Origin of the sequence: Alkalicoccobacillus plakortidis, from assembly GCF_023703085.1 — a bacterium.
GTDB lineage: Bacteria > Bacillota > Bacilli > Bacillales > Bacillaceae_D > Alkalicoccobacillus > Alkalicoccobacillus plakortidis.
Genome location: NZ_JAMQJY010000003.1, coordinates 369,257 through 389,449, shown reverse-complemented (window position 1 = coordinate 389,449; position 20,193 = coordinate 369,257). Strand labels below are relative to the sequence as shown.

Below are 20,193 nucleotides of genomic sequence, written 5' to 3'. Positions count from 1 at the left end.
ATGGAACATGGCTTTTTTAATTATGGCAGACATCACAATGAGTATTTTAATCAAACAAAAGATGAAATGGAAACATTTTTAAGGGATATGCACGTCGTCTAGTAGAGATGTAATAACTCAATCTGATATACACCAAACAGCTAATGTAGGTGCATTAGTACAAATACTAGTTTATCATCCGGACTGTCTGAATGAACACTCGGGGTGACATGCCAATATACTTATTAAATTGACGTGTGAAATGGTTATAGTGTTGGAAGCCTACATTAAAAGCAACCTCAGATGCCGTTAAGTTTGTATGGGTAAGAAGGTACGTTGCTTGTTTAATTCTCATTCGATTAAGAGTGGCTACAATAGACTCGCCAGTATTTTCTTTGAAAACGTGTTGTAATCGGGAAGGAGATAGACCTATGCTATTTCCTAACTCTGTGATTTGGATGTTCTCATTCATGCGTGTTGCAAGGATATAAAGTACTTCCTCGACGCGAGGATCCAACTTGCTATTTTTCTGCTTGGAATACAATAAAATAATTTCACGTAACGAGCTTAAACACAATTCGTGCCATAGGTGACCTTGTTCACGAAAATCAGAGAGTATACGTTTAAAAGCATCAAAGATACGATCCCTTAACACCTGTTGTTCAAAATGGTGTGTGATTAGATCGTCCTGTGGCAATACGTTCGTATCAGCAAAGCTGTTACTAAAATGTACCCAAACAAACTCCCAACTCTTTTGTTTAGCTGTTCCGTATACATGCGGCACTCTTGGTCTTAGTAATGACAAATCACCAACCCCTTAAGTTTTTAATTTGTCCCCCGGCGTTTATATACCCTTCCCCGCCTAAAGTAAAGGTCATTAACCAATCATCCATTCCCTCTAACCTTGTAGTAGAATAGCTATCATTTTCATGGAAATGACCTACGATTATCATAAAGTTCTTGGGATCGTTTTTCATATCTAATTACCTTCTTTACAGTCTTTGATGTAGTTAGTATAACTAAAAACAGCATAATTGTATGCGTTTTCAGCAGGATCGATCATTCTTTTCTAATGGATATAGAGGCTACAATGGAATTAGCTTATAACAGAAAAAGGAGGAAAGATACGTATGACTAGTAAAAATATAACCCTAACAAGCGAAGAAAAAAATCAATTTGAAACTGAAGGATTTGTTATTATTAAAGGTTTATTTTCTGAAGAGGACTTAGTTGAGATTGATCAAACATTTGAGGAGATCAGTAATCAGATAATACCTGGTCATTTTACACCAGATTTAAACCCAGAAAATACGGATCCGTTAAAAAGATATCCAAGAGTGATGCACCCGCATAGATTTAATGAAACCGCCAAACGATTTATGCTTCATAAACCAGTGTTGAATATTTTATCTGAATTATTTAATGAGGAAGCATTGGCTGCACAAAGTATGTTCTACTACAAACCACCTGGTGCACGTGGGCAAGCGCTTCATCAAGATAATTTTTATCTGAAGGTAGAACCAGGTAACTGTATTGCGGCTTGGACTGCGATGGATCAAACAGATCAGGAAAACGGCGGACTATTAGTCGTACCAAAAACAAGTAATTATGAGCTTGTATGCCCTGAATCCTCCGATTCCAAGGAGTCATTTACAACTCACTATGTAAAACCACCTAGGGATAGAAAGCCCATTCCAGCAATTATGGATCGAGGAGACGTTCTTTTCTTCAACGGAAATTTGATTCACGGATCATACCGTAATAAAACAAAAACTCGTTTCCGTCGCTCTTTTATCTGTCATTACGCTAACAGTTCAGCTACATCCATTGGATCTCCTTATCGGCCGCTTTTTCGTGCAGATGGTTCAGAAGTAAATATGGACGCAAATCCAGATGGAGGACCATGTGGAATTGAATATGACTCCCCGTACGTCCACTAAGCGCCTTGAAGTAATCATGTCTTGGTGGGGAATGACTGGATTGCAAATCTGTGAGGAGTTAGGGACTGAAGACAAAGTCCGTCTTATAGCGGAAGCGGGTTACGATGGAATTAATGGATTTCTTCCAAAGGAAAAGGAAGCTGAGGAATGGCACCGTTTATTAGGAAAATATAACCTAACATTCAGTGTGAATGCATATCCTAAATCAGCTCAAGAGTTGGAAGTATTTTTAGAGGATGCAAAAGCATTTGGTAAAGTAGACTTTGTTAATGTACAGGTAATGAGGCCATTTCTTACAGGAAAGAAAGCAATAAATTTATTATCTGATTTAGAAAAAGTATCTCAATCTGTAGGCATTCCTGCATACATTGAGACACATCGTGGAACGATTACACAAGATTTAATACGAACAGTAGAATATGTTCAAAGTCTTCAAAATCCTAAGCTAACTATTGATCTCTCACATTATATTCTTGCTGGTGAGATGCTTACTATTCAGGGTGAGGCTGAACAAATGATACAGACTCTACTCTCGAAAACAAAAAGTATTCACGCTAGAATTTCAAATGGACAGCAAATTCAAGTAGCTATACCAGAACCAAAAAATATTGATCTTCATCAGTTGAACTGTCCATTATTAGATCAGTATCAAAATTGGTGGTTATTGGGTATGCGAAACTGGATGGAGAGTGCGAGTGATACAGAGGATGTGTTTCCATTCATATGTGAACTAGGATCGCCACCATATGCTATTACATTATCAAATGCTAATAATGGCACGAATGAAACAAGTGATAGGTGGTCACAAAGTTTGTTGTTTGCAGAGATCGCTCGATCACTATGGAAGCAAGTATAAAAACACAAGCTCGATCTCTCATAAATTCAATTGATATGCGAACGTATATTTACACCCCATCGTAATAGTTGCGATGGGGTGGTTTTTTACATTGTACGACTAAAACAATAAAAGAGCGAGACAGCATTCATTTACGTGTAAATTTTATATGGTTATTTTTCTCCTGCAACTTACCTACAAATTCCTCGATGTTTTCTGGAGCGATGATGAACGTCTGATAGGGTTTGTATTGTATGATATAGCTTTCTAAAGAGAGCGCAGTACTTGAAAGTAAAGGCATTGTGTTTCGTTCAATTGTTTCAATTTTATCGATAGTAATTGATCGACTAAATGGCCCTTGTTTTACAACCAACGTTTCTTCTGAAATTAAATAAGATGTACCAAACCAACACCATAAAAAGAAAAAGCCTAATGGTATGCACAGACCAGTTATCACAAAAATGGAGACAAGGTTAGCTTCGAAAATAAAAGGGAATGAAGCGCCAAAACCAATGAAAAATATACCCAGTGGTAACAAAATTAGACCATATAGTAGATCTTTTTTCGGTTTGAATTTCATATATCCATATCCTTTCAATTGAAGATATTCTATGTCATTTAAGATTAGCGTAAAACACCAATTCGTATCTCAAACGAATTGGTGTTTCTGCATTCTACTCTGCTTTCCGCAAAATCTTCTCCATCTTTTTTCCTTTTGCTAATTCATCGATCAGCTTATCCAGATAGCGAATTTCGCGCATTGTTGTTTCTTCAATGGCTTCCACCTGTACTCCACAAACCTTGCCTTTGATCAAGCTTCGAGATGGATTTATGTTGGATGCTTCTGCAAAAAAGGTCTCAAAGTCCGTTTTATTTTCGATTATTGTCTCTAGCTCTTCCTGGCTATAGCCCGTTAACCAACGGATGATTTCATCGACTTCTTCTTTAGTACGGCCTTTTTTCTCGGCTTTTGTAACGTAATGGGGATAGACACTTGCGAAGCTGGTTGTATAAATTCTGTGTTTGGCCATGTGATACCTCACTTATATGGTTTTTCTTTAGTTTATCACGAAAAAGCGTTAGGAAACACGGAGCTTCAAGTGCTGTTGGACTTCTTATTTGTAATGGTTTGAAATATTTTCAAATAAGGCATATGCAAAATAAGGGGTGAAAATATATGGAAAAAATTCTATATCTTTTAGGGGGTCTAATGCTTCTCTTTTTAGCTGCTTGTGGGAGTAATGATGAGCTAGAAGATCGTCATTTTCATGGGGAATCAGATAGTTGGAATGGAGAGATATTGCTTGAATTTAAACCTACAACTGAACCGGATTTTTAAACGACGAACGTGGAACTTACATATATTGGTGAGGGGGATTATGAAGGGTCAATTAGGATGGAAACGATTGGTGATAGTGGAAAAGTGAGAAGTGGAACATCTGCAAATGAAAATTGTGTTTATGTCACCCAATATGTTAACCACGGTTTAGAGGAGGTCTATTTAAATGGAGGTCAATTTGGGGTGAAAGTGAGTTGGAGAGATGGCGGGGAGAATCATGAAGAGAGTATTTATTTTGAAGAAGTTGATGAAATTGAAAATTAATTATTTACAAATAACCAACAACAGCGTAATATAAATAAAAATTCCATATAAAAGGCAATGAAGAGAAGAGTAGGCATATGAGCGATCTACAGAGACCTCCGGGAGCTGAGAAGGAGGGGTTAGGGATTATGCTGAAACAAGTCTTGGAGCTGTGTATCGGATTGATGAGAGTAATCATGATGGTGCAACGGGATCTCCCGTTATAGAGATAGAGTATCGCAGGTTATGACCATGCCGTACTTGATGAGGCTTCTTTAGTGATAAAAGAGGTAAAATGGGGTGGCACCGCGACGGATACTCGCCCCCAAAACAATATGTTTTGGGGGTGAGTTTTTTTATTTGATCGACACATTCAAATAAAAAGGTGGCGTGTCTATGTTTAGGTGGAAGTATCCATTATTGCTTTTAGGTGGAATTGGCGTCTCTAATATTGGTGGGTGGGTGTATTTAATTGCCCTGAATCTTATTGTGATTAAAGAAACGGGGTCGGCGCTTGCTGTTTCTATACTTTATATATTAGGACCGCTTGCTGCGATTTGCACAAATGCTTGGGCGGGGAGTTTTATTGATCGGATGAATTCTCGAAAGCTGATGATTGCATTAGATGTCTTCAGAGCAATATGTATTGCCTTGATTCCATTTATGCCTTCACTTGTGTATGTATATGTATTGGCCTTTATCATCAATTTGGGTTCGGCCATTTTTGAACCGACTGCAATGGTTTATATGACAAAGTTGATCCCTGAGAAGGATCGGCAACGGTTTAATGCATTGCGTGGGTTTATCGATTCAGCTGGTACACTTTTAGGTCCTATGATTGCAGGTCTTTTATTCTGGATGGGCACGCCGTACACAGCGATTCATGTAAATGCGGTCGCTCTTCTCCTATCTTCACTTGTTATTCTACTCTTACCTAATGTTGATTCATTAAAAAGGAACGAAATAGAAGAACGAATTACCTGGAGAATGATCAAAGATGATTTTCGTGTAGTCCTCAGGTTCAGTCGAAAGTCCACTTATGTGGTGAAGGTCTATCTATTATTTTGTGGAACAGTCGTTTTTATGACCGCAATTGATTCAATAGAAGCTGTCTTTGCAAAAGATGTTTTATTCATGTCTGATACGAATTACGGCTTTCTATTAAGCATTTTTGGAGGGGGAATTATCCTAGGTACCATCATTAATTCTGTCTTTTCAAAACAACTGGCTTTAAATTTCCTAATGGGCTTTGGTACGGTATTTTGTGCAATAGGTTATCTCATTTATTATAGCTCGATAAACTATTATAGCGCTGCGATAGGTATGTTCATCATGGGCTTTGCATGCATATTTACAAATACGGGTTTTCTGACGTTCTACCAAAATCAAGTGCCTGTTAAGATGATGGGCCGATTTAGCAGTATATTTGACATCATAGAATCTGCACTCATTATCGTCTTTATCATTTTGGTGGGTGGAGCGGCAGAACTCACAGCTATTCGTCCAGTTGGCTTGATAAGTTCTGGAGGCTTTCTTTTACTTGGAATTATGCTGTATGTAGTTGTAATGAAAAGAGAGCGGAGGAGTTATTTTAGTAGTGAGAGTTCTGTTTAAAAAGAGTACCCTAGAGGACAATAGTGTCTTCTAGGGTACCTCATTAAGTATATGAAAAACAGTCTATTTATCTTTGAAACAAAGCATCTCCCACATCCATATACATAGCTTCACCAGTAACAGCTTCTATTGATCTAACGTGTCCTTCTGTTTTTGGAAATGAAGGCAGATAGGAAAGGGAATAGATCATCTCTTCATCTTCACCACATTCACAAACAAAGGACAGTTCCATTTTTAAGTATTGTTTGTAAATGGATGTAGCTTCTTCTAATGAGAGTTCAGCGACTTTTGGTAAACCATTTAACGTTTCTTCAGATGGTAGACCTAAAGAGAGAGAAACAACTTTTCCACTACGTCTACTTATGTTAACATACGACACATGTTGGTCTACTCTTACGCCGTTGTGAAAGTAGTGAAAATGAAAAGTCCTAGTTGGTTCTACCTCTTGAAAATATTCATCATCGTCTTCTGATTCCGAGTAATCATCTATCTCATCATCCTCTAATGTTTCTAGTTTTAAATGTTCTAGTGCATTTGGATGTACTTTATTAATAATGTTTAGAGCTATATCTAAAGAGCGTTCGATTCCTATATCATTCTTTTCATTCACATCTAGTTCTTCTGGGAACGAAGCTTCTGTGAGTGTTCCTAAGGCGTCATCAAAGGCTAGCTTAACAAGCGCATCTTCTTCGAGTTCTTCTATGTCAAATGAGTATGAGTGTAGTGGTTTGTCTTTTGCCCAAATCTCAATGCGCTTTCCTTCTGAGACTTTTGAATCTATTAGCATGTAGTCAGGGTGTATGCCAATAAGTTCATAAATCGTGTGGTTTGTCTGAGGTCTCGACTTTAGTAATTCAGGTTCTAATAAGTGTTCCTCCCTGATACTAACCGGTTCTAAACCATTAACAGGAATATCAATTATATAATCCATGACATGGTATGTGAGATGGTACTGATTATCTCCATTTCTATAAGTCTCTCGATCGAGTTTTTGTATAATGAGTTCAAAATCTAGGGTTTTCATATAGGTCTCAAGAGCATCCTTCTCAGTAACAGTCATTTCAGGGTACGTTACTTTATACTCCGATCGATTTTCGTTAAAAGAAGTGATTTCCCCAGACGGTGTAATTGTTATAGTAAAACCTGTGTTATGTAGAAATAGACCATACCTTTCATCTCTCTCATCATAGACGATCATATATTGGTCATCTAATTCCAAGATGGATGAAAGTTCTACCTTACCTCGGTTGGGGTAAAAGGTGTCTATAAAGCGATCCGCTATTATTAGTAATTCTTCCTTCTTTAGAGAACCTTTTGAAGTATGCTCCAAAAATCTCTCGAAATTTGTTAACTCTCCTTTGTCGTTAATAGTAAAAGCGCCAATCTCTTCTCCTGTTTGATGATCCGTTAATTCAAACCCGTTTTCTTGCCAATCTGATGCATTGCATGTAACTTGTATTGGTAAAAATGTCTGTAATGAGTTTTGGATTTTTCTCATAATATTCCCCTTGAAAATACTTATTTTAACTTTTAACTATATAATACCATTAAAAATGGAAGAGTATATTTTAAATCACTTTAGTAGTTGTACGTATATGCTAGTGATGATAGCATATATATGAAAGCGTTTCCATAAACCGGTGAAGGGAGTTAAAACAATGAAACTGTCTCAAAAAAGAGGTTGGATTGTTTGTACATTGTTGATTTGTTTATTGTCGTTGGGTTTGTACATCGAAAGTGTGGGGGCTAAGATGAATGATCATGTAAAAGAGGAAGCAAAAGAATTTCAAAATGCTACTGTACATGACCCGTCTATTGTTAAAGAAGGGGATATGTACTATGTAATAGGCTCTCATATAGATGGGGCTAAGTCGAGCGACCTCATTAATTGGGAGAATTATACGAATGGATACACGACTCCTGGTAACACAATCTACGGTGATCTCTCAGAGAATTTGGCCGAGTCTTTTTTGTGGGCTGGAGAGGATGATGCAGATAGTCGAGGTGGGTATGCCGTGTGGGCACCTGAGGTTATTTGGAATGAGCATTATGTTCATGAGGACGGAACTGAAGGTGCTTATATGATTTATTACAGTGTTTCCTCGACTTATATTCGTTCTGCAATAGGTTACGCCGTTTCTAAAGATATGGAAGGACCATTTGAGTATGTGGATACAGTGATGTATTCCGGATTTTATGATCATGATGCTTATGACCAGAATAGTGATGTGAATAAAAATTGGGCAAATACGAATATCTCTGACTTAATTCACGAAGGTGTAATGGAGGAGCCTAACCCTGAATGGTTCACTGATGATGGGCGCTACAACTATCGTCTTTTCACTAATTCAATTGATGCTAATTTGTTTTTTGATGAATCTGGAGACCTATGGATGACTTATGGTTCCTGGGCAGGAGGAATATTTATTTTAGAAGTAGACCCTGCAACTGGCCAGCCTCTATCCTGGTGAGGATGGAGTAACAGAGGATGGGAGAATGATTGATCGGTATTTTGGAACAAAGATTGCTTGGAGGATATGGACATTCTGTTGAAGGTCCATACGTTTATTACGATGAAGAGGAACAATACTATTACCTCTTCACAACATATGGAGGGCTAAGCTCGACTGGCGGCTATCAGATGAGGACATTCAGGTCAACATCACCTGTGGGTCCATATGAAGATGGAGCAGGTCAAGCTGCTGTTTTTCCTGATTCGTTAGATGACGGGACAGTACGAAACAAAGTAGATAGTCGTGATCACGAAGGATTCGGAAATAAGATAATGGGGAATTTTCTCTTTGAAGAGGGAAATCCGAGTTCTGGTTACGTATCACCAGGTCATAACTCAGTATATGTAGACCCAGACTCTGGCAACAGATTTGTTGTATTTCACACTCGGTTCCCTGAAAGTGGAGAAATGCATGAGCTTCGGATTCACCAACTATTTATGAATCAAGAAGGCTTGGCCTATGGTAGCGCCATACCGACATGCCGGAGAAATTACAGAAAGGGTAGAACGTAAAGATGTTATTGGTGATTATGAAGTTATTGATCATGGATCAGAAATAACTGCAGAAATTAACATGCCCAAGAACATCGTTTTAGAGAAAAATAATAAAATTTCGGGCGATATGAGTGGAAAGTGGAAACGAATGGGTCACAATCGAGCTGAATTAGAAATGGATGGACAGACATTTGAAGGTGTATTTTTAAATCAATATAACCCAAATGAAGGTAGATACGTCATTACCTTTACGTTAATGTCCTTAGATGGAGAAGCGTTATGGGGAACCAAAAAATAAGTAAAATGAGACTGGGATAAAAGTAGATAGACAAACCAAAATGATGAACATTCCTTAATCAGGAACGTTCATCGTTTGTTTTTATAAGAAAAATAGTGAAAGGAGATTCTGAAGACTCCTGGATGACCAGCACGTGGCAGACCGACTGTGGAGTGTGGATTTCCACGGAGGAGGCTGAGGTCGTGCCGACGAATGCGTAGGATTCTCCTGCAGCGGTGAAATACATCTCATTACTTATTATTCTTCATTTCTAGCCCTACTTTTAGTCATGACTCAGCGGCATTTTTCATGAAAATGTCGAAAAAAATTACTACAATTAACCAAAAAAGCTGTTGCTAATCATTTGAACAGTAGTTATAATCTATTTGAATAAGTTATACGTACAAATTAAATAAAAACTTATTAATTCATTAATATGTGCGTATAAAAAGAAAGATATTTAATAGAATAAAAGAAGTATTTTTATTTCTTTTATATGAAAGCGTTACCATATTTGAAACTAGGGGGAGTAAAGATGAAGAGGTTAAAAGGACTGTCTGTTCTTCTGGGTTTGTCAGTAATGCTAGTGGCTTGTGGAAATGATGAGTATACGATTGAATTTTGGACACCATTAACCGGGGATGATGGGGCAAATATGGACGAGTTAGTGAAGCAGTATAACGACTCAGATCCAGAGTATAAAGTTAATCATGTTATAACGTCTGATATGTATACAAAAATGTATACCGTATTAAACTCTGGCAGAGGAATTCCTGATCTATCTATTATTCATGCAGATCGGGTACCAAACTTTGTCGATCAAGACTTGCTTGAGCCTATGACTGAAATTATGGCTCTGCAGCCGGAGCTAAAAGAAGAGAACTATTTAACAGAAGCATGGACATCAGGTGACGTTGACGGAACACAATATACGATCCCGTTGGATATCCACGGGAGTGCTATGTACTATAACGAGGATTTGCTTGCAAAATATGGAGTTGAAGATTTCTTAGATGATGACGTTGTAACGTTTGAAGAAATGCTGTCATTACAAGGTCAATTGGACGAGGGAGATTATGTGCTAAATGACTCCTTATTAAGCTGGGTTATCTTAGCTCAGATTCAGAATCTTGGAGGAGAGATTGAAGATGAGGCTGGTAATCCTACCGTTAATACTCCTGAAATGAAGCAATCTTTTGAAGCAATTAAGGAGTTATCTGACGCGGGCATAATGACTCCATACGGGGAAGACGGATATTTAATGTTTCAATCTGGAAACGTTCTGTTTTCTACTGATGGAACATGGAGCTCTATAGGACATTCACAAGTCGAAAATTTGAACTACGGAGTGACTAATGTCTATGCTTTTGAACCAACAACCTTCCATAACCGAGCCTCTTCTCATCTGTTCGCGTTACTAGATACAGATGAAAGAACTGACGAAAAAGAAGTAGGTATTGCGGCATTTTTAGAATTTATGAGAGAGCATTCGATTGAATGGGCTGAGGCTGGTCAAATTGTTGCAAGTGTTGATGTGGTAGAAAGCCCTGAGTACAAAGAATATCCGCAATCGTTTTTCACTTCTTCAGAAGAGCAAACAGATTCATTACACATATATACGTATCGCCACTACCCATATGTAGCGGAGGCTCTAGATATGTACTCTGCTGATATTGCACATGGAGAGATCGACATTGATGAGGGCTTAGCAGAGATGCAACGTTTTGTTGAAGATAAAATTCAAGAGGGTGCTTTAGACTTAGAAAACGTAGTGGAGGAAGACACAGAAGAATAGAAAATGAGCAATGTGCTTAGTCGCGCATTGCTCTATATAAAGGAGTGTCAAAATCGGGAATGAAAAAAATTAACTTTAGTCCTATATTCTTTGTTGGCCCTCATATTGTGTTGTTTCTAGTTTTCATCTTATTGCCAACTATTTTCGGGATTTACGCATCTTTTACTAAGTGGAATCTGGTTGGAGATCCAGTTTGGGTCGGACTAGATAATTACCGTACGATTTTATTTAATGAGGATTCTACTTTTTACCATCAATTTTACAATGGTATGAAGAATACATTTCTATTTGTGCTTATATCCGTGCCACTTATGATTATCATTCCGCTTTTAATCGCAGTTGCATTAGAGCATAAGGAAGTTAAATTCAAGAATTTATTTCAAACGCTGCTTTATATCCCTGGTCTCATCTCAATTTCAGCTGCGTCACTTATCTGGTCACTTATCTTTAATAAGCAGCTTGGGGTTGTTAATAATTTATTTGGATCAGAGGCAGTATGGGCATCTACTCAACCGTATGCATGGATTACGATTATTGCGATTACGATATGGGCAGGAATTGGTGGAAATATGATTATCTATCGTGCATCCATAAACGGTGTTTCACCTGATCTATATGAGTCTGCAGAAATTGATGGGGCCGGTTCTTTTAGAAAGTTTTTAAATATAACCTTACCTTCAATACGCTTTCCTTTAATCTTTACACTTGTTATGACAACAGCTGGTTCCTTTAATGTCTTTGCTCAGCCTCTTATGATGACAAGTGGAGGACCTCAACAAAGTACAACGGTTCTTATGATGTATATTCGTGATTTAGCCTTTAGTCATGGTCAATCCATAGCAGGCATGGCATCGGCCATGGCCGTCATGTTAGGTTTGGTCATTCTAGTAATCTCAGCTATTCAATATTACTTAATGAATCGAAATGCTGTATAGATGACAAAATGCAAAGGAGGGTCACGATGTCAAATACAACTTTATCTAAGTCAAAACCAATAAAAGTGCAAAAAAATAAGCGATTTAATCCATCAATGTACTTAGCCTATACCTTTTTGATCATTGTTAGTGGAGTCTGGTTAATTCCGGTCATATTTGGAATTACAACTTCGTTTCGTTCACAAACAGAAGTCGTTAATGAGGGGTTTCGTTTATTACCTGTCAATTGGATCGTCGATAACTATATAGCGATTTTAGAGAACACTTCTAGTGCGCCCATTTTACAATGGATTTGGAATTCGATCTTTATCTCAACCACACACACTTTACTGGTGATTGTTGTGATTTCGATCACTGGATATGGGTACACTCGTATGAATTTTAAGGGAAGAGATGTCTTATTTTTTACATTATTGGCGATCTCTTTTTTTCCGAACGTTGTAAACTTAATTCCTTCTTATAAGATCATTGATACCTTAGGCTGGGTTAATACTCCATGGGCTATGATTGTTCCTGGATTGGCTGGAATGGGGAATATATTCTTAGTCAGACAGTTTATGAAAGGAATTCCTAAAGAACTAGATGAATCGGCTAGGGTAGATGGAGCAAGTGACTTCGTTATCTTCTTTAGAATTATCCTACCGTTAATCAAACCAGTTTTAATAGTATGTGGGTTGTTTTCATTTGTTGGATCATGGAATGATTTCCTCTGGCCAGTAATCGTATACACGGACGTACAAAAAATGCCAGTAACAGCGGGATTACTTCTGTTACAGGATGTATATGGTAATTATCGAATGATTGGTCAACTAATGGGGTCTGCGATACTCGCAATTATTCCAACATTGCTACTATTCTTATTCGCCCAGAAGTACTTTGTTCAAGCCATTAAATTAAATGCAGGTATTAAAGGATAAGAACAAATTTGTTAAAAAGGATGGATTCATGATGGTGACGATCAAGAGAGGGATTGAACGAAAGTTACTCATCGTTGGTTCAATGTGGAACGCGTGTACAGCCTTACTGACCATTTTCAGTTATTATAACTGGTTTGATCAAGAAGGGGCTGCAAGACTGGAGAGCCAAGAATTAAATACAATGATTGCTGGCTCTCAAATGGTGAACAATGTTCTTCAAGTCATTATGTTATTTGGTATTTTCATGTTGATAGGTGCAGTTATTAACTTTGTAGTTGCAGTGAAGATGAAGGATAACCACATTCAAAAAGGTGTTGTCGTTTGGATGGTTGTGTGGGGGCTAATCTTAGTCGCTTCAATGGATATCATCGGATTTTTGATTGTCTTATTCGCACTAGTTATTTATCTAGCAAAAAATAAAGCAATCAAACTATCGCAGCAAGAGATGGCACCCGAATAAGAGAAGGAGTGGGGAAAATGAATACAAATATGCCTTATCAAAATCCTGTAGTCGAGCAAAGAGCTGATCCATGGGTGTATAAACATGAGGATGGTTATTATTATATGACAGCTTCCGTACCCGAGTATGATCGAATTGAGTTAAGAAGATCCAAGACTATTAATGGATTAAGCGATGGGGAGACTAAAGTAGTCTGGAGGAAGTATGCGACTGGACCTTTGAGCGCGAATATATGGGCGCCAGAAATTCATTTTATTGATCAAAAGTGGTACATCAATTTCGCCGCGGCAAGAACAACAGATACCAAAGAGGGACTATTTGATCACCGGATGTTTGTGCTTGAAAACGAATCAGCGAATCCGCTTGAGGGTGAATGGATAGAAAAAGGACAGATCAAAACCAAGTGGGAGTCATTTGCATTAGATGCAACCTATTTTGAGCACAAAGGTATTTCATACTTAGTTTGGCCACAAAAGGATCCAGATATCGTTGGGAATTCTAATCTTTATATTGCGGAACTGGAGAATCCTTGGACGATTAAGGGAGAGCAGGTCATGATTGCAACGCCTGAATATGATTGGGAGAAGATTGGCTTCTTAGTAAATGAAGGGCCAGCTGTTATAAAACGAAATGGTAAGATTTTTATCTCCTTTTCAGCTAGTGCTACAAATCATCATTATTGCATGGGAATCTTATCAGCAGATGAGAGTAGCCCACTTTTGGACGCATCTTCATGGCACAAACAAGCAGAACCTATCATGACAACAAATGAACAAACCGGTCAGTACGGTCCAGGTCATAATAGTTTTACTGTTTCCGAAGATGGGAAGCAGGATGTTTTAATCTATCATGCGAGAAATTATAAAGAAATAACAGGTGACCCTTTGTATGATCCAAACAGGCACACAAGAGCCCAAGTGATCACGTGGGATCAAGAAGGATTTCCGGTCTTTGGTGAACCGGTGCCGGATGACAAAGAATAAAGGAATCTTTGAAAGCGTTCTATTAAACACAAAGAGGGAGAGATTCACGATGAGTCAAAAAGTTGTTATCAATACAGATATTCAGAAAGGAACAATTAATAAAAATATATATGGTCATTTTGCTGAACATTTAGGTCGTTGCATTTATGAAGGATTCTGGGTTGGTGAGGATTCTAGTATGGATCACACAAACGGAATTCGTAATGATGTAGTGGCAGCTTTGAAAAATTTGAACATTCCTGTATTACGTTGGCCGGGCGGTTGTTTTGCTGATGAGTATCATTGGAAGGACGGTGTGGGTCCAAGAGAAAGCCGAAAACGTATGGTGAATACCCATTGGGGTGGTGTGGTTGAAAACAATCATTTTGGTACCCACGAATTTATGATGCTTTGTGAAATGCTTGAAACGGAACCATACATTTGTGGTAATGTGGGGAGCGGAACGGTGCAAGAGATGTCGGAATGGGTAGAGTACATGACCTTTGATGGTGAATCCCCAATGGCTAATTGGAGAAAAGAGAATGGGCGAGAGAAATCATGGGAGCTCAAATATTTTGGCGTAGGAAATGAAAATTGGGGATGTGGTGGAAACATGCGTCCCGAATTCTATGCAGATTTATATCGTCAGTATCAAACCTATGTGCGTAATTATGGCGAAAATAAACTATACAAAATTGCTGGCGGAGCTAATGTGGACGATTATAGATGGACAGAAACATTAATGCGAGAAGCCGGTTGGTTGATGGATGGACTAAGTCTCCATTACTACACGATTCCAGGTGACTTTTTCAAAGGAAAAGGTTCGGCCTTAGATCCAAGTGAAAAAGAATGGTATATCACTATGCAAAAAGCGCTGCATATGGATGAATTGATTACGAAGCATTCTACGATCATGGACAAGTATGACCCAGAGAAGAGAGTAGGATTAATTATAGATGAATGGGGAACATGGTTTGATGTTGAACCCGGAACAAATCCAGGTTTCCTCTATCAACAGAATACCATTCGTGACTCACTTGTAGCTGGTTTACACTTTCACATTTTCCACAAACATAGTGAACGTGTTCAAATGGCTAACATTGCTCAAACAGTCAATGTTCTTCAAGCGATGATTCTAACAGAAGGCGAGAAGATGATTCTCACTCCAACCTATCATGTTTTTGAAATGTTTAAAGTTCATCAGGATGCTGTGAAGTTAGATATAGATGTTTCTAGTAGTCTATATGAACTTAATGGCGAACAGCTCCCATCTGTGAGTGTCTCGGCTTCTATGAAGGATGGCCAGATCCATGTCAGCTTCTGTCATGTAGACCATCAGAACTCAACTTCTATTCAAATTGATCTTAGAGGTATTGAGAAGAACCTCGGTGAAATAACAGGAAGAATTCTAACGGCTGATCAAACAAATGCACACAATACATTTGAACATCCTGATCAAGTGAAGCCTGTTGCTTACAATGATTTTACTGTTAGTGACCATCAGATAGAATTACGTTTACCACCGATGTCTGTTGGCGTATTAACAATTGGGTAATAAGTAAAAGATCATCATATAGTTATCTTGCGAATATGCGCCCCTTTGGATAAAATTGTCTGAAGGGGTGTTTGATATGACTCAGGTTCCACCTTATAAGAGATTATTTATGGCATTATCATTGATTTGGTTATTATTTTTGTTTACTAGAGAAAGTGCACATCAAGAGATCAGTTCGACTCAATTAACAGAACGTCCAGATCATTCTTTGATGATAGATGGTTATGTTGTCTCTAAAGGCTTCAACTCTATTTGGTTAGCGGGAGAACCAGTCAGCATAAAAGGGAGAATAACAGGCTTTGTCCTCTCTGACTATGGTTCGGAAACGATTATCGTTTCAAAACATAAAAATGTAGTAGATCAGAGCCTATTTCACTCAATAAACATCAATCAAAAAGTACGTGTTTATGGTGATTATATTAGAGAGTCAAATCCCGGTAGAATGTCGGCTTATGATATTGAAGTAGCTGATGAGTAATCGATTAAAAAGAATTTGAGGTGAAAAGGAATGAATAATCTAAAACAAACCCCATTGATCATAACCGGCCTGTAGGGGAGGAAAGACTCTTGAGCTTCCTCTATGGTCGGTTTTACACTCAAGGGGGTTACTGTAAATGGCAAGAAGAAATCGAGGATATTACCGGCATCATCGAGCACGTGTGATTAAGCGGAAATGTAAAATTGTAAAGCGAAGATTTCACAACGGATTTGGTAAGGATGAACCAGGACGGTTTCATAAGGGGAAAATTCATTGTGGATGCTTTTTGTGCAGACCTCATAAGTACCTTGGTATTTTAAACAAAACCAATCTCGTAAAGCGACAATCAATGGAAGAGGAAATAAAGGAACATCATGGTGAAAAGTAAGGATATGTATTAAACAGTTTGTTCCAATGATGCTGGGGTAAATGAGGGATAATCATCAAATAACTTGAATAGGCATAAGGAGAGATATTCATGAAAAATGAAATCAAAACCATCCTACAAGAAACATTTTATGGACCCGAAGGCAATAGCAGCTGGTACACTGAAGCGAAAAAAGAGTCTGGTTTAATAGGTACAGTTAGTCGAATTTCTGCGAGGGAGGCCTCCTTAGATATAGACGGGACAACCATTGCAGCCCATACGCATCATACGATGTACCACATAACCGTGTGTAAGAACACAATTAAAAACGTTGATCAAGAAAAAGACTGGAGTATAAGCTGGAAAATCAAACAGGTTGATGAGGAAGAATGGAATGAGATACAAAAAGGGCTTGAGCGTGAATATAACGAGCTCATTGAATTAATAGAACATCGGGAACTCTCATCCATTGCCTTAACAATCATTTTTGCCAATTTAGCTCACTCGGCTTATCATCTTGGTGCATTAAGGCAACTTATTAAAAGGATTAATAAGGATTAGATGAATGGGGGTTGATCGATTGAAGGTTTCAGATGTATTTTATGACTTACCACCCTTGGAAACAGAGCGGCTAATTCTAAGAAAGGTCACTGTAGATGATGCAGAAGATATGTTTGAGTATACCTCTGTTCCTGATGTATCAAAGTATGTTCCCTGGCAAACCCATCAGACCATTGAGGATACCCATCAATTTATTGCGTTTATCATGAAGCAATACGAATCAGGCAAACTAGCTCCGTGGGCAATTGAATGTAAAGAGACAAGTAAGGTCATCGGTACATTTGATTTTGTTACATGGTATCCGCAGCACTATCGCGCAGAGATTGGATTTATTTTATCAAGGGACTTTTGGGGCAAAGGACTCATTTTAGAGGCAGCAAAAGAAGTTACTCGTTTTGGATTTGAACACATGAATCTAAACATCATTAAAGCACCATGTATGACCGAAAATGTTCAATCAGCAAGTGTTCTTCAGAAGCTAGGTATGGAATTAGAAGGGGTACTAAAAGAACAATATTATATCAAAGGTCAATTTAGAGATATGGTCATCTATTCCATTAAAAATGCCAATTTCAAAGGAACTGAATAATGGACATAAACTTTAGCGAGTATAGTGATCATGCTATAGAGTGGGCAAAAAGTCATTTGGGATCAGTAGAGTATGCTTTTATATGTTTGGCTTTTGTGGAGGATGCGTTAGAGAGAAGCAATAATATTGAGATTTTTGGCGGAGACAGTGCCAAGGAGTCTGCCGATTTGTATAGCGACACTATGAATACTGGTACTCCTGCTAAAGGTTCTTTTGTATTTTATAATTGCTCAGGACCTATTAATGGTGAGCATAGGAATTGGGGACATGTAGGCTTATCAATTGGCAACGGAGAGATGATTCATGCTTGGGACAAGGTGAGGATTGACAATTATCTTGATGTTGAAAATCTAGAAGGTGCGCCTGGTTGGGGTACTCCGCAGCTTATTGGCTTGGGTACCACTAGAAAGAATTATGCGTGGATTTCAAAGAAAAGTTTATTAGACGAAGGGATGGTTTAATGAACAAAAACCTAGATCAATATCAAAAATCATTAGATAAAATCGCGAGTTTAAAGCAAATAGACGAGCAGCTGTTAGTCACTCCGATTAAAGAAGGTGCTTGGTCCATTAGAGAAATTGTGGGACATCTGTATGGATGGGATAACTATAATCTACAGCATATGGTGAGCAATATGTCTCAAGGTGCGGACCTTCCAGGATTTCCTGATCATGATTCACAAAATGTCCAAGCCTTGCAAGGTTTGCAGGGCAAATCAGTTCAAGAAATCATTAAACTATTTATTGAAAAAAGACAGGAGATAATCGGAGCTCTTGCCCAACTTGATACTAAAACTAGATTCACGATAGGTGGGGGCAAACGAGCTTTTTCCCCAGAAAGCTTTGTGAAGATTTTTGTGAAACACGATCATCACCATTTTGTACAAATTGACGAATACCTATCATCAAAAGTAGAAAAGTAACCCACTTTAGCCAAGCTGGGTTATTTTTTTTGTCTTTTACGGCATTACCAAGAAAAAACAATAAACAACCACGACGGATAGAGGTAATAGCAAGAAACAGGCTACGTTAACAACAGGAATCGCTTTTTAATCCAGACCAATCTGATAGATACCCAGACGTAGAGCCAGATAATAAGAAGTTGGTTCGTTACAACAAGAAGATCGTCTAATTTAGCAAGATACAAATGCGTAATCTGACAATCGGAAATAAAAATGAACATTTTTACTAGAATTCAAGTGTAAGAAAGTTCGCTTGAAATTTCTACTTAGATTCCCTCCGCATTTATCAAGAAGTCATGCTTGTTTATCACGACTTCTTCGAAAACCTTTAAAGCATTTTATTCCCTCAAACATACGCTACCACACATTTTGAGCCATTAGTCTCAAAAAAGAATACATCATCATTGATTTTAGAAATGAAAATGCGAATTTTAATACTATATATCGGTGAAAACATCTAAACTTTTATCCTTTCTAATTGTCATAATTTGAGATTGGTCATTTACTGTATTGCTTTAGTGGATTTGCGTATTTAATTGAAAATGATTATCATTATTAACGAATTACTGATAATTGTTTTCAATTAGGCGTGAGGATGGTGGATATGACTTCGGTTAATCGTAAAACGTACCTTGTTGTTGGAGGAGCTAATGGGATTGGGGCTGAGATCAGCCGCCTTCTTTCTTCCGAAGGTCATACTGTTTTGATTACGGACATAGATGGAGCTGCATTAAGTGAAATGGCAACTGAATTACGTATACCGAGCACAATGATTCATAAAGTGGATGTTCGTTCGAAAGTGGAGGTTGAGAGAGCGATTCAACAGATTCGTGAGTGTGAACAAATGATTGATGGTGTAGTTTATGTGGCTTGGTGTTCTTAAGTTGGGTGGGGTGCTTACGATCACAGATGATGATTGGACTGAATCCTTTGATGTAAATGTGAAGGGGTTGTTCCACATTGCGCGAGCTACGATACCATTGTTCGCAAAAGGTGGAGGATCATTTGTGACGATTGCCTCGAATGCTTCTAAGCTACCGAGAATGAATATGGGCGCTTATTCGCCTAGTAAAGCGGCGGCGACAATGGTGACAAAATGCCTAGGTCTTGAACTTGCTTCTTCTAAGATTCGTTGCAATATTGTGCACCCAGGGTCGACTAAAACAAACATGCTTACTCAGATGCATAGTCATTCTGGGTTCTACGACGAACTGATTGTTGGATCGCTTGATCATTTTAAAACAGGTATTCCACTTCAAAAGGTTGCTGATGTACGGGATATAGCAGGGACTGTTTCTTTTTTGCTATCTGATCAAGCGGGGCATATCACAATGCAGGAACTATGCGTTGATGGTGGAGCCACACTTGGTGTCTAACGA

General features: G+C 38.2%; 26 protein-coding genes and 1 other annotated feature. Of the genes, 22 read left to right on the top strand and 4 right to left on the bottom strand.

What is annotated here, in order from left to right:
- Positions 1–166 precede the first annotated feature (166 nt).
- Positions 167–784: a helix-turn-helix domain-containing protein gene (locus tag NDM98_RS19410; RefSeq protein WP_251611118.1), complete on the bottom strand. Its 618-nt coding sequence runs from the start codon at positions 782–784 to the stop codon at positions 167–169.
- Between the two features lie 325 nt (positions 785–1,109).
- On the opposite strand from NDM98_RS19410, the gene NDM98_RS19405 reads away from it, so the two are divergent.
- Both NDM98_RS19405 and NDM98_RS19400 read left to right on the top strand, forming a co-directional pair.
- Positions 1,110–1,919 (top strand): phytanoyl-CoA dioxygenase family protein, encoded by an 810-nt coding sequence (locus tag NDM98_RS19405; RefSeq protein WP_251611117.1) that lies wholly within the window; start codon positions 1,110–1,112, stop codon positions 1,917–1,919.
- Positions 1,885–2,775, top strand: a complete 891-nt coding sequence (locus tag NDM98_RS19400) for a sugar phosphate isomerase/epimerase family protein (protein WP_251611115.1) — start codon at positions 1,885–1,887, stop codon at positions 2,773–2,775. The genes NDM98_RS19405 and NDM98_RS19400 overlap by 35 nt, the downstream gene beginning before the upstream one ends.
- Positions 2,776–2,902: 127 nt before the next feature.
- Here the strand turns inward: NDM98_RS19400 and NDM98_RS19395 are convergent, their stop codons facing one another.
- Positions 2,903–3,334, bottom strand: coding sequence for a PH domain-containing protein (locus tag NDM98_RS19395; protein WP_251611113.1), 432 nt, complete (start codon positions 3,332–3,334; stop codon positions 2,903–2,905).
- A gap of 94 nt (positions 3,335–3,428) precedes the next feature.
- The gene (locus NDM98_RS19390) at positions 3,429–3,785 is read right to left on the bottom strand and encodes a DUF2200 domain-containing protein (RefSeq protein WP_251611111.1); all 357 of its coding nucleotides are present in this window, start codon (positions 3,783–3,785) and stop codon (positions 3,429–3,431) included.
- Positions 3,786–3,931: 146 nt separating this feature from the next.
- Here NDM98_RS19390 and NDM98_RS19385 point away from each other — a divergent pair, with 146 nt between their 5' ends.
- The 3 genes from NDM98_RS19385 to NDM98_RS19375 all read left to right on the top strand — a co-directional run bounded on the left by NDM98_RS19385 (position 3,932) and on the right by NDM98_RS19375 (position 5,950).
- Positions 3,932–4,093: a hypothetical protein gene (locus tag NDM98_RS19385; protein WP_251611109.1), complete on the top strand. Its 162-nt coding sequence runs from the start codon at positions 3,932–3,934 to the stop codon at positions 4,091–4,093.
- A gap of 57 nt (positions 4,094–4,150) precedes the next feature.
- Positions 4,151–4,357 carry a hypothetical protein gene (locus NDM98_RS19380; protein WP_251611107.1) on the top strand — a complete coding sequence of 69 codons (207 nt, stop codon included), beginning with the start codon at positions 4,151–4,153 and terminating at the stop codon, positions 4,355–4,357.
- Between the two features lie 48 nt (positions 4,358–4,405).
- Positions 4,406–4,666: a binding site (T-box leader), on the top strand.
- A 66-nt stretch (positions 4,667–4,732) separates the two neighbouring features.
- Positions 4,733–5,950 carry an MFS transporter gene (locus tag NDM98_RS19375; protein WP_251611105.1) on the top strand — a complete coding sequence of 406 codons (1,218 nt, stop codon included), beginning with the start codon at positions 4,733–4,735 and terminating at the stop codon, positions 5,948–5,950.
- Between the two features lie 67 nt (positions 5,951–6,017).
- On the opposite strand, the gene NDM98_RS19370 is transcribed toward NDM98_RS19375, so the two are convergent.
- Positions 6,018–7,448, bottom strand: a complete 1,431-nt coding sequence (locus tag NDM98_RS19370) for a YcdB/YcdC domain-containing protein (RefSeq protein WP_251611104.1) — start codon at positions 7,446–7,448, stop codon at positions 6,018–6,020.
- Positions 7,449–7,608: 160 nt separating this feature from the next.
- Here NDM98_RS19370 and NDM98_RS19365 point away from each other — a divergent pair, with 160 nt between their 5' ends.
- The 17 genes from NDM98_RS19365 to NDM98_RS19285 all read left to right on the top strand — a co-directional run bounded on the left by NDM98_RS19365 (position 7,609) and on the right by NDM98_RS19285 (position 20,190).
- Complete coding sequence (locus NDM98_RS19365; RefSeq protein WP_251611103.1) at positions 7,609–8,421, top strand: glycoside hydrolase family protein; 813 nt, start codon at positions 7,609–7,611, stop codon at positions 8,419–8,421.
- Between the two features lie 29 nt (positions 8,422–8,450).
- Positions 8,451–8,975, top strand: a complete 525-nt coding sequence (locus tag NDM98_RS19360; protein WP_251611102.1) for a family 43 glycosylhydrolase — start codon at positions 8,451–8,453, stop codon at positions 8,973–8,975.
- Positions 8,923–9,255 (top strand): lipocalin-like domain-containing protein, encoded by a 333-nt coding sequence (locus tag NDM98_RS19355; protein WP_251611101.1) that lies wholly within the window; start codon positions 8,923–8,925, stop codon positions 9,253–9,255. Before NDM98_RS19360 ends, NDM98_RS19355 begins: the two co-directional genes overlap by 53 nt.
- Before the next feature lie 514 nt (positions 9,256–9,769).
- Positions 9,770–11,029 carry an extracellular solute-binding protein gene (locus tag NDM98_RS19350; protein ID WP_251611100.1) on the top strand — a complete coding sequence of 420 codons (1,260 nt, stop codon included), beginning with the start codon at positions 9,770–9,772 and terminating at the stop codon, positions 11,027–11,029.
- Between the two features lie 59 nt (positions 11,030–11,088).
- A complete protein-coding gene (locus NDM98_RS19345) occupies positions 11,089–11,964 on the top strand; it encodes a carbohydrate ABC transporter permease (RefSeq protein ID WP_251611099.1) in 876 nt (291 codons plus the stop codon).
- 26 nt (positions 11,965–11,990) lie between these two features.
- A complete protein-coding gene (locus tag NDM98_RS19340; RefSeq protein ID WP_251611098.1) occupies positions 11,991–12,881 on the top strand; it encodes a carbohydrate ABC transporter permease in 891 nt (296 codons plus the stop codon).
- 28 nt (positions 12,882–12,909) lie between these two features.
- Positions 12,910–13,341 (top strand): hypothetical protein, encoded by a 432-nt coding sequence (locus NDM98_RS19335; RefSeq protein WP_251611096.1) that lies wholly within the window; start codon positions 12,910–12,912, stop codon positions 13,339–13,341.
- A gap of 17 nt (positions 13,342–13,358) precedes the next feature.
- Positions 13,359–14,324, top strand: a complete 966-nt coding sequence (locus NDM98_RS19330; protein ID WP_251611094.1) for a glycoside hydrolase family 43 protein — start codon at positions 13,359–13,361, stop codon at positions 14,322–14,324.
- A gap of 49 nt (positions 14,325–14,373) precedes the next feature.
- Positions 14,374–15,858: an alpha-N-arabinofuranosidase gene (locus tag NDM98_RS19325; protein ID WP_251611093.1), complete on the top strand. Its 1,485-nt coding sequence runs from the start codon at positions 14,374–14,376 to the stop codon at positions 15,856–15,858.
- A 76-nt stretch (positions 15,859–15,934) separates the two neighbouring features.
- Positions 15,935–16,336 carry a DUF3221 domain-containing protein gene (locus NDM98_RS19320; RefSeq protein ID WP_251611091.1) on the top strand — a complete coding sequence of 134 codons (402 nt, stop codon included), beginning with the start codon at positions 15,935–15,937 and terminating at the stop codon, positions 16,334–16,336.
- Between the two features lie 136 nt (positions 16,337–16,472).
- Positions 16,473–16,724 carry a hypothetical protein gene (locus NDM98_RS19315; protein ID WP_251611089.1) on the top strand — a complete coding sequence of 84 codons (252 nt, stop codon included), beginning with the start codon at positions 16,473–16,475 and terminating at the stop codon, positions 16,722–16,724.
- 90 nt (positions 16,725–16,814) lie between these two features.
- Positions 16,815–17,264 carry a hypothetical protein gene (locus NDM98_RS19310; protein ID WP_251611087.1) on the top strand — a complete coding sequence of 150 codons (450 nt, stop codon included), beginning with the start codon at positions 16,815–16,817 and terminating at the stop codon, positions 17,262–17,264.
- Between the two features lie 19 nt (positions 17,265–17,283).
- Positions 17,284–17,853 carry a GNAT family N-acetyltransferase gene (locus tag NDM98_RS19305; RefSeq protein ID WP_251611085.1) on the top strand — a complete coding sequence of 190 codons (570 nt, stop codon included), beginning with the start codon at positions 17,284–17,286 and terminating at the stop codon, positions 17,851–17,853.
- Positions 17,853–18,314: an NlpC/P60 family protein gene (locus tag NDM98_RS19300; protein WP_251611083.1), complete on the top strand. Its 462-nt coding sequence runs from the start codon at positions 17,853–17,855 to the stop codon at positions 18,312–18,314. The genes NDM98_RS19305 and NDM98_RS19300 overlap by 1 nt, the downstream gene beginning before the upstream one ends.
- Positions 18,314–18,775 carry a DinB family protein gene (locus NDM98_RS19295; RefSeq protein WP_251611081.1) on the top strand — a complete coding sequence of 154 codons (462 nt, stop codon included), beginning with the start codon at positions 18,314–18,316 and terminating at the stop codon, positions 18,773–18,775. Before NDM98_RS19300 ends, NDM98_RS19295 begins: the two co-directional genes overlap by 1 nt.
- 643 nt (positions 18,776–19,418) lie before the next feature.
- Positions 19,419–19,697 (top strand): SDR family NAD(P)-dependent oxidoreductase, encoded by a 279-nt coding sequence (locus NDM98_RS19290; RefSeq protein WP_251611079.1) that lies wholly within the window; start codon positions 19,419–19,421, stop codon positions 19,695–19,697.
- A 10-nt stretch (positions 19,698–19,707) separates the two neighbouring features.
- Positions 19,708–20,190 carry an SDR family oxidoreductase gene (locus NDM98_RS19285; RefSeq protein ID WP_251611145.1) on the top strand — a complete coding sequence of 161 codons (483 nt, stop codon included), beginning with the start codon at positions 19,708–19,710 and terminating at the stop codon, positions 20,188–20,190.
- Positions 20,191–20,193 lie beyond the last annotated feature (3 nt).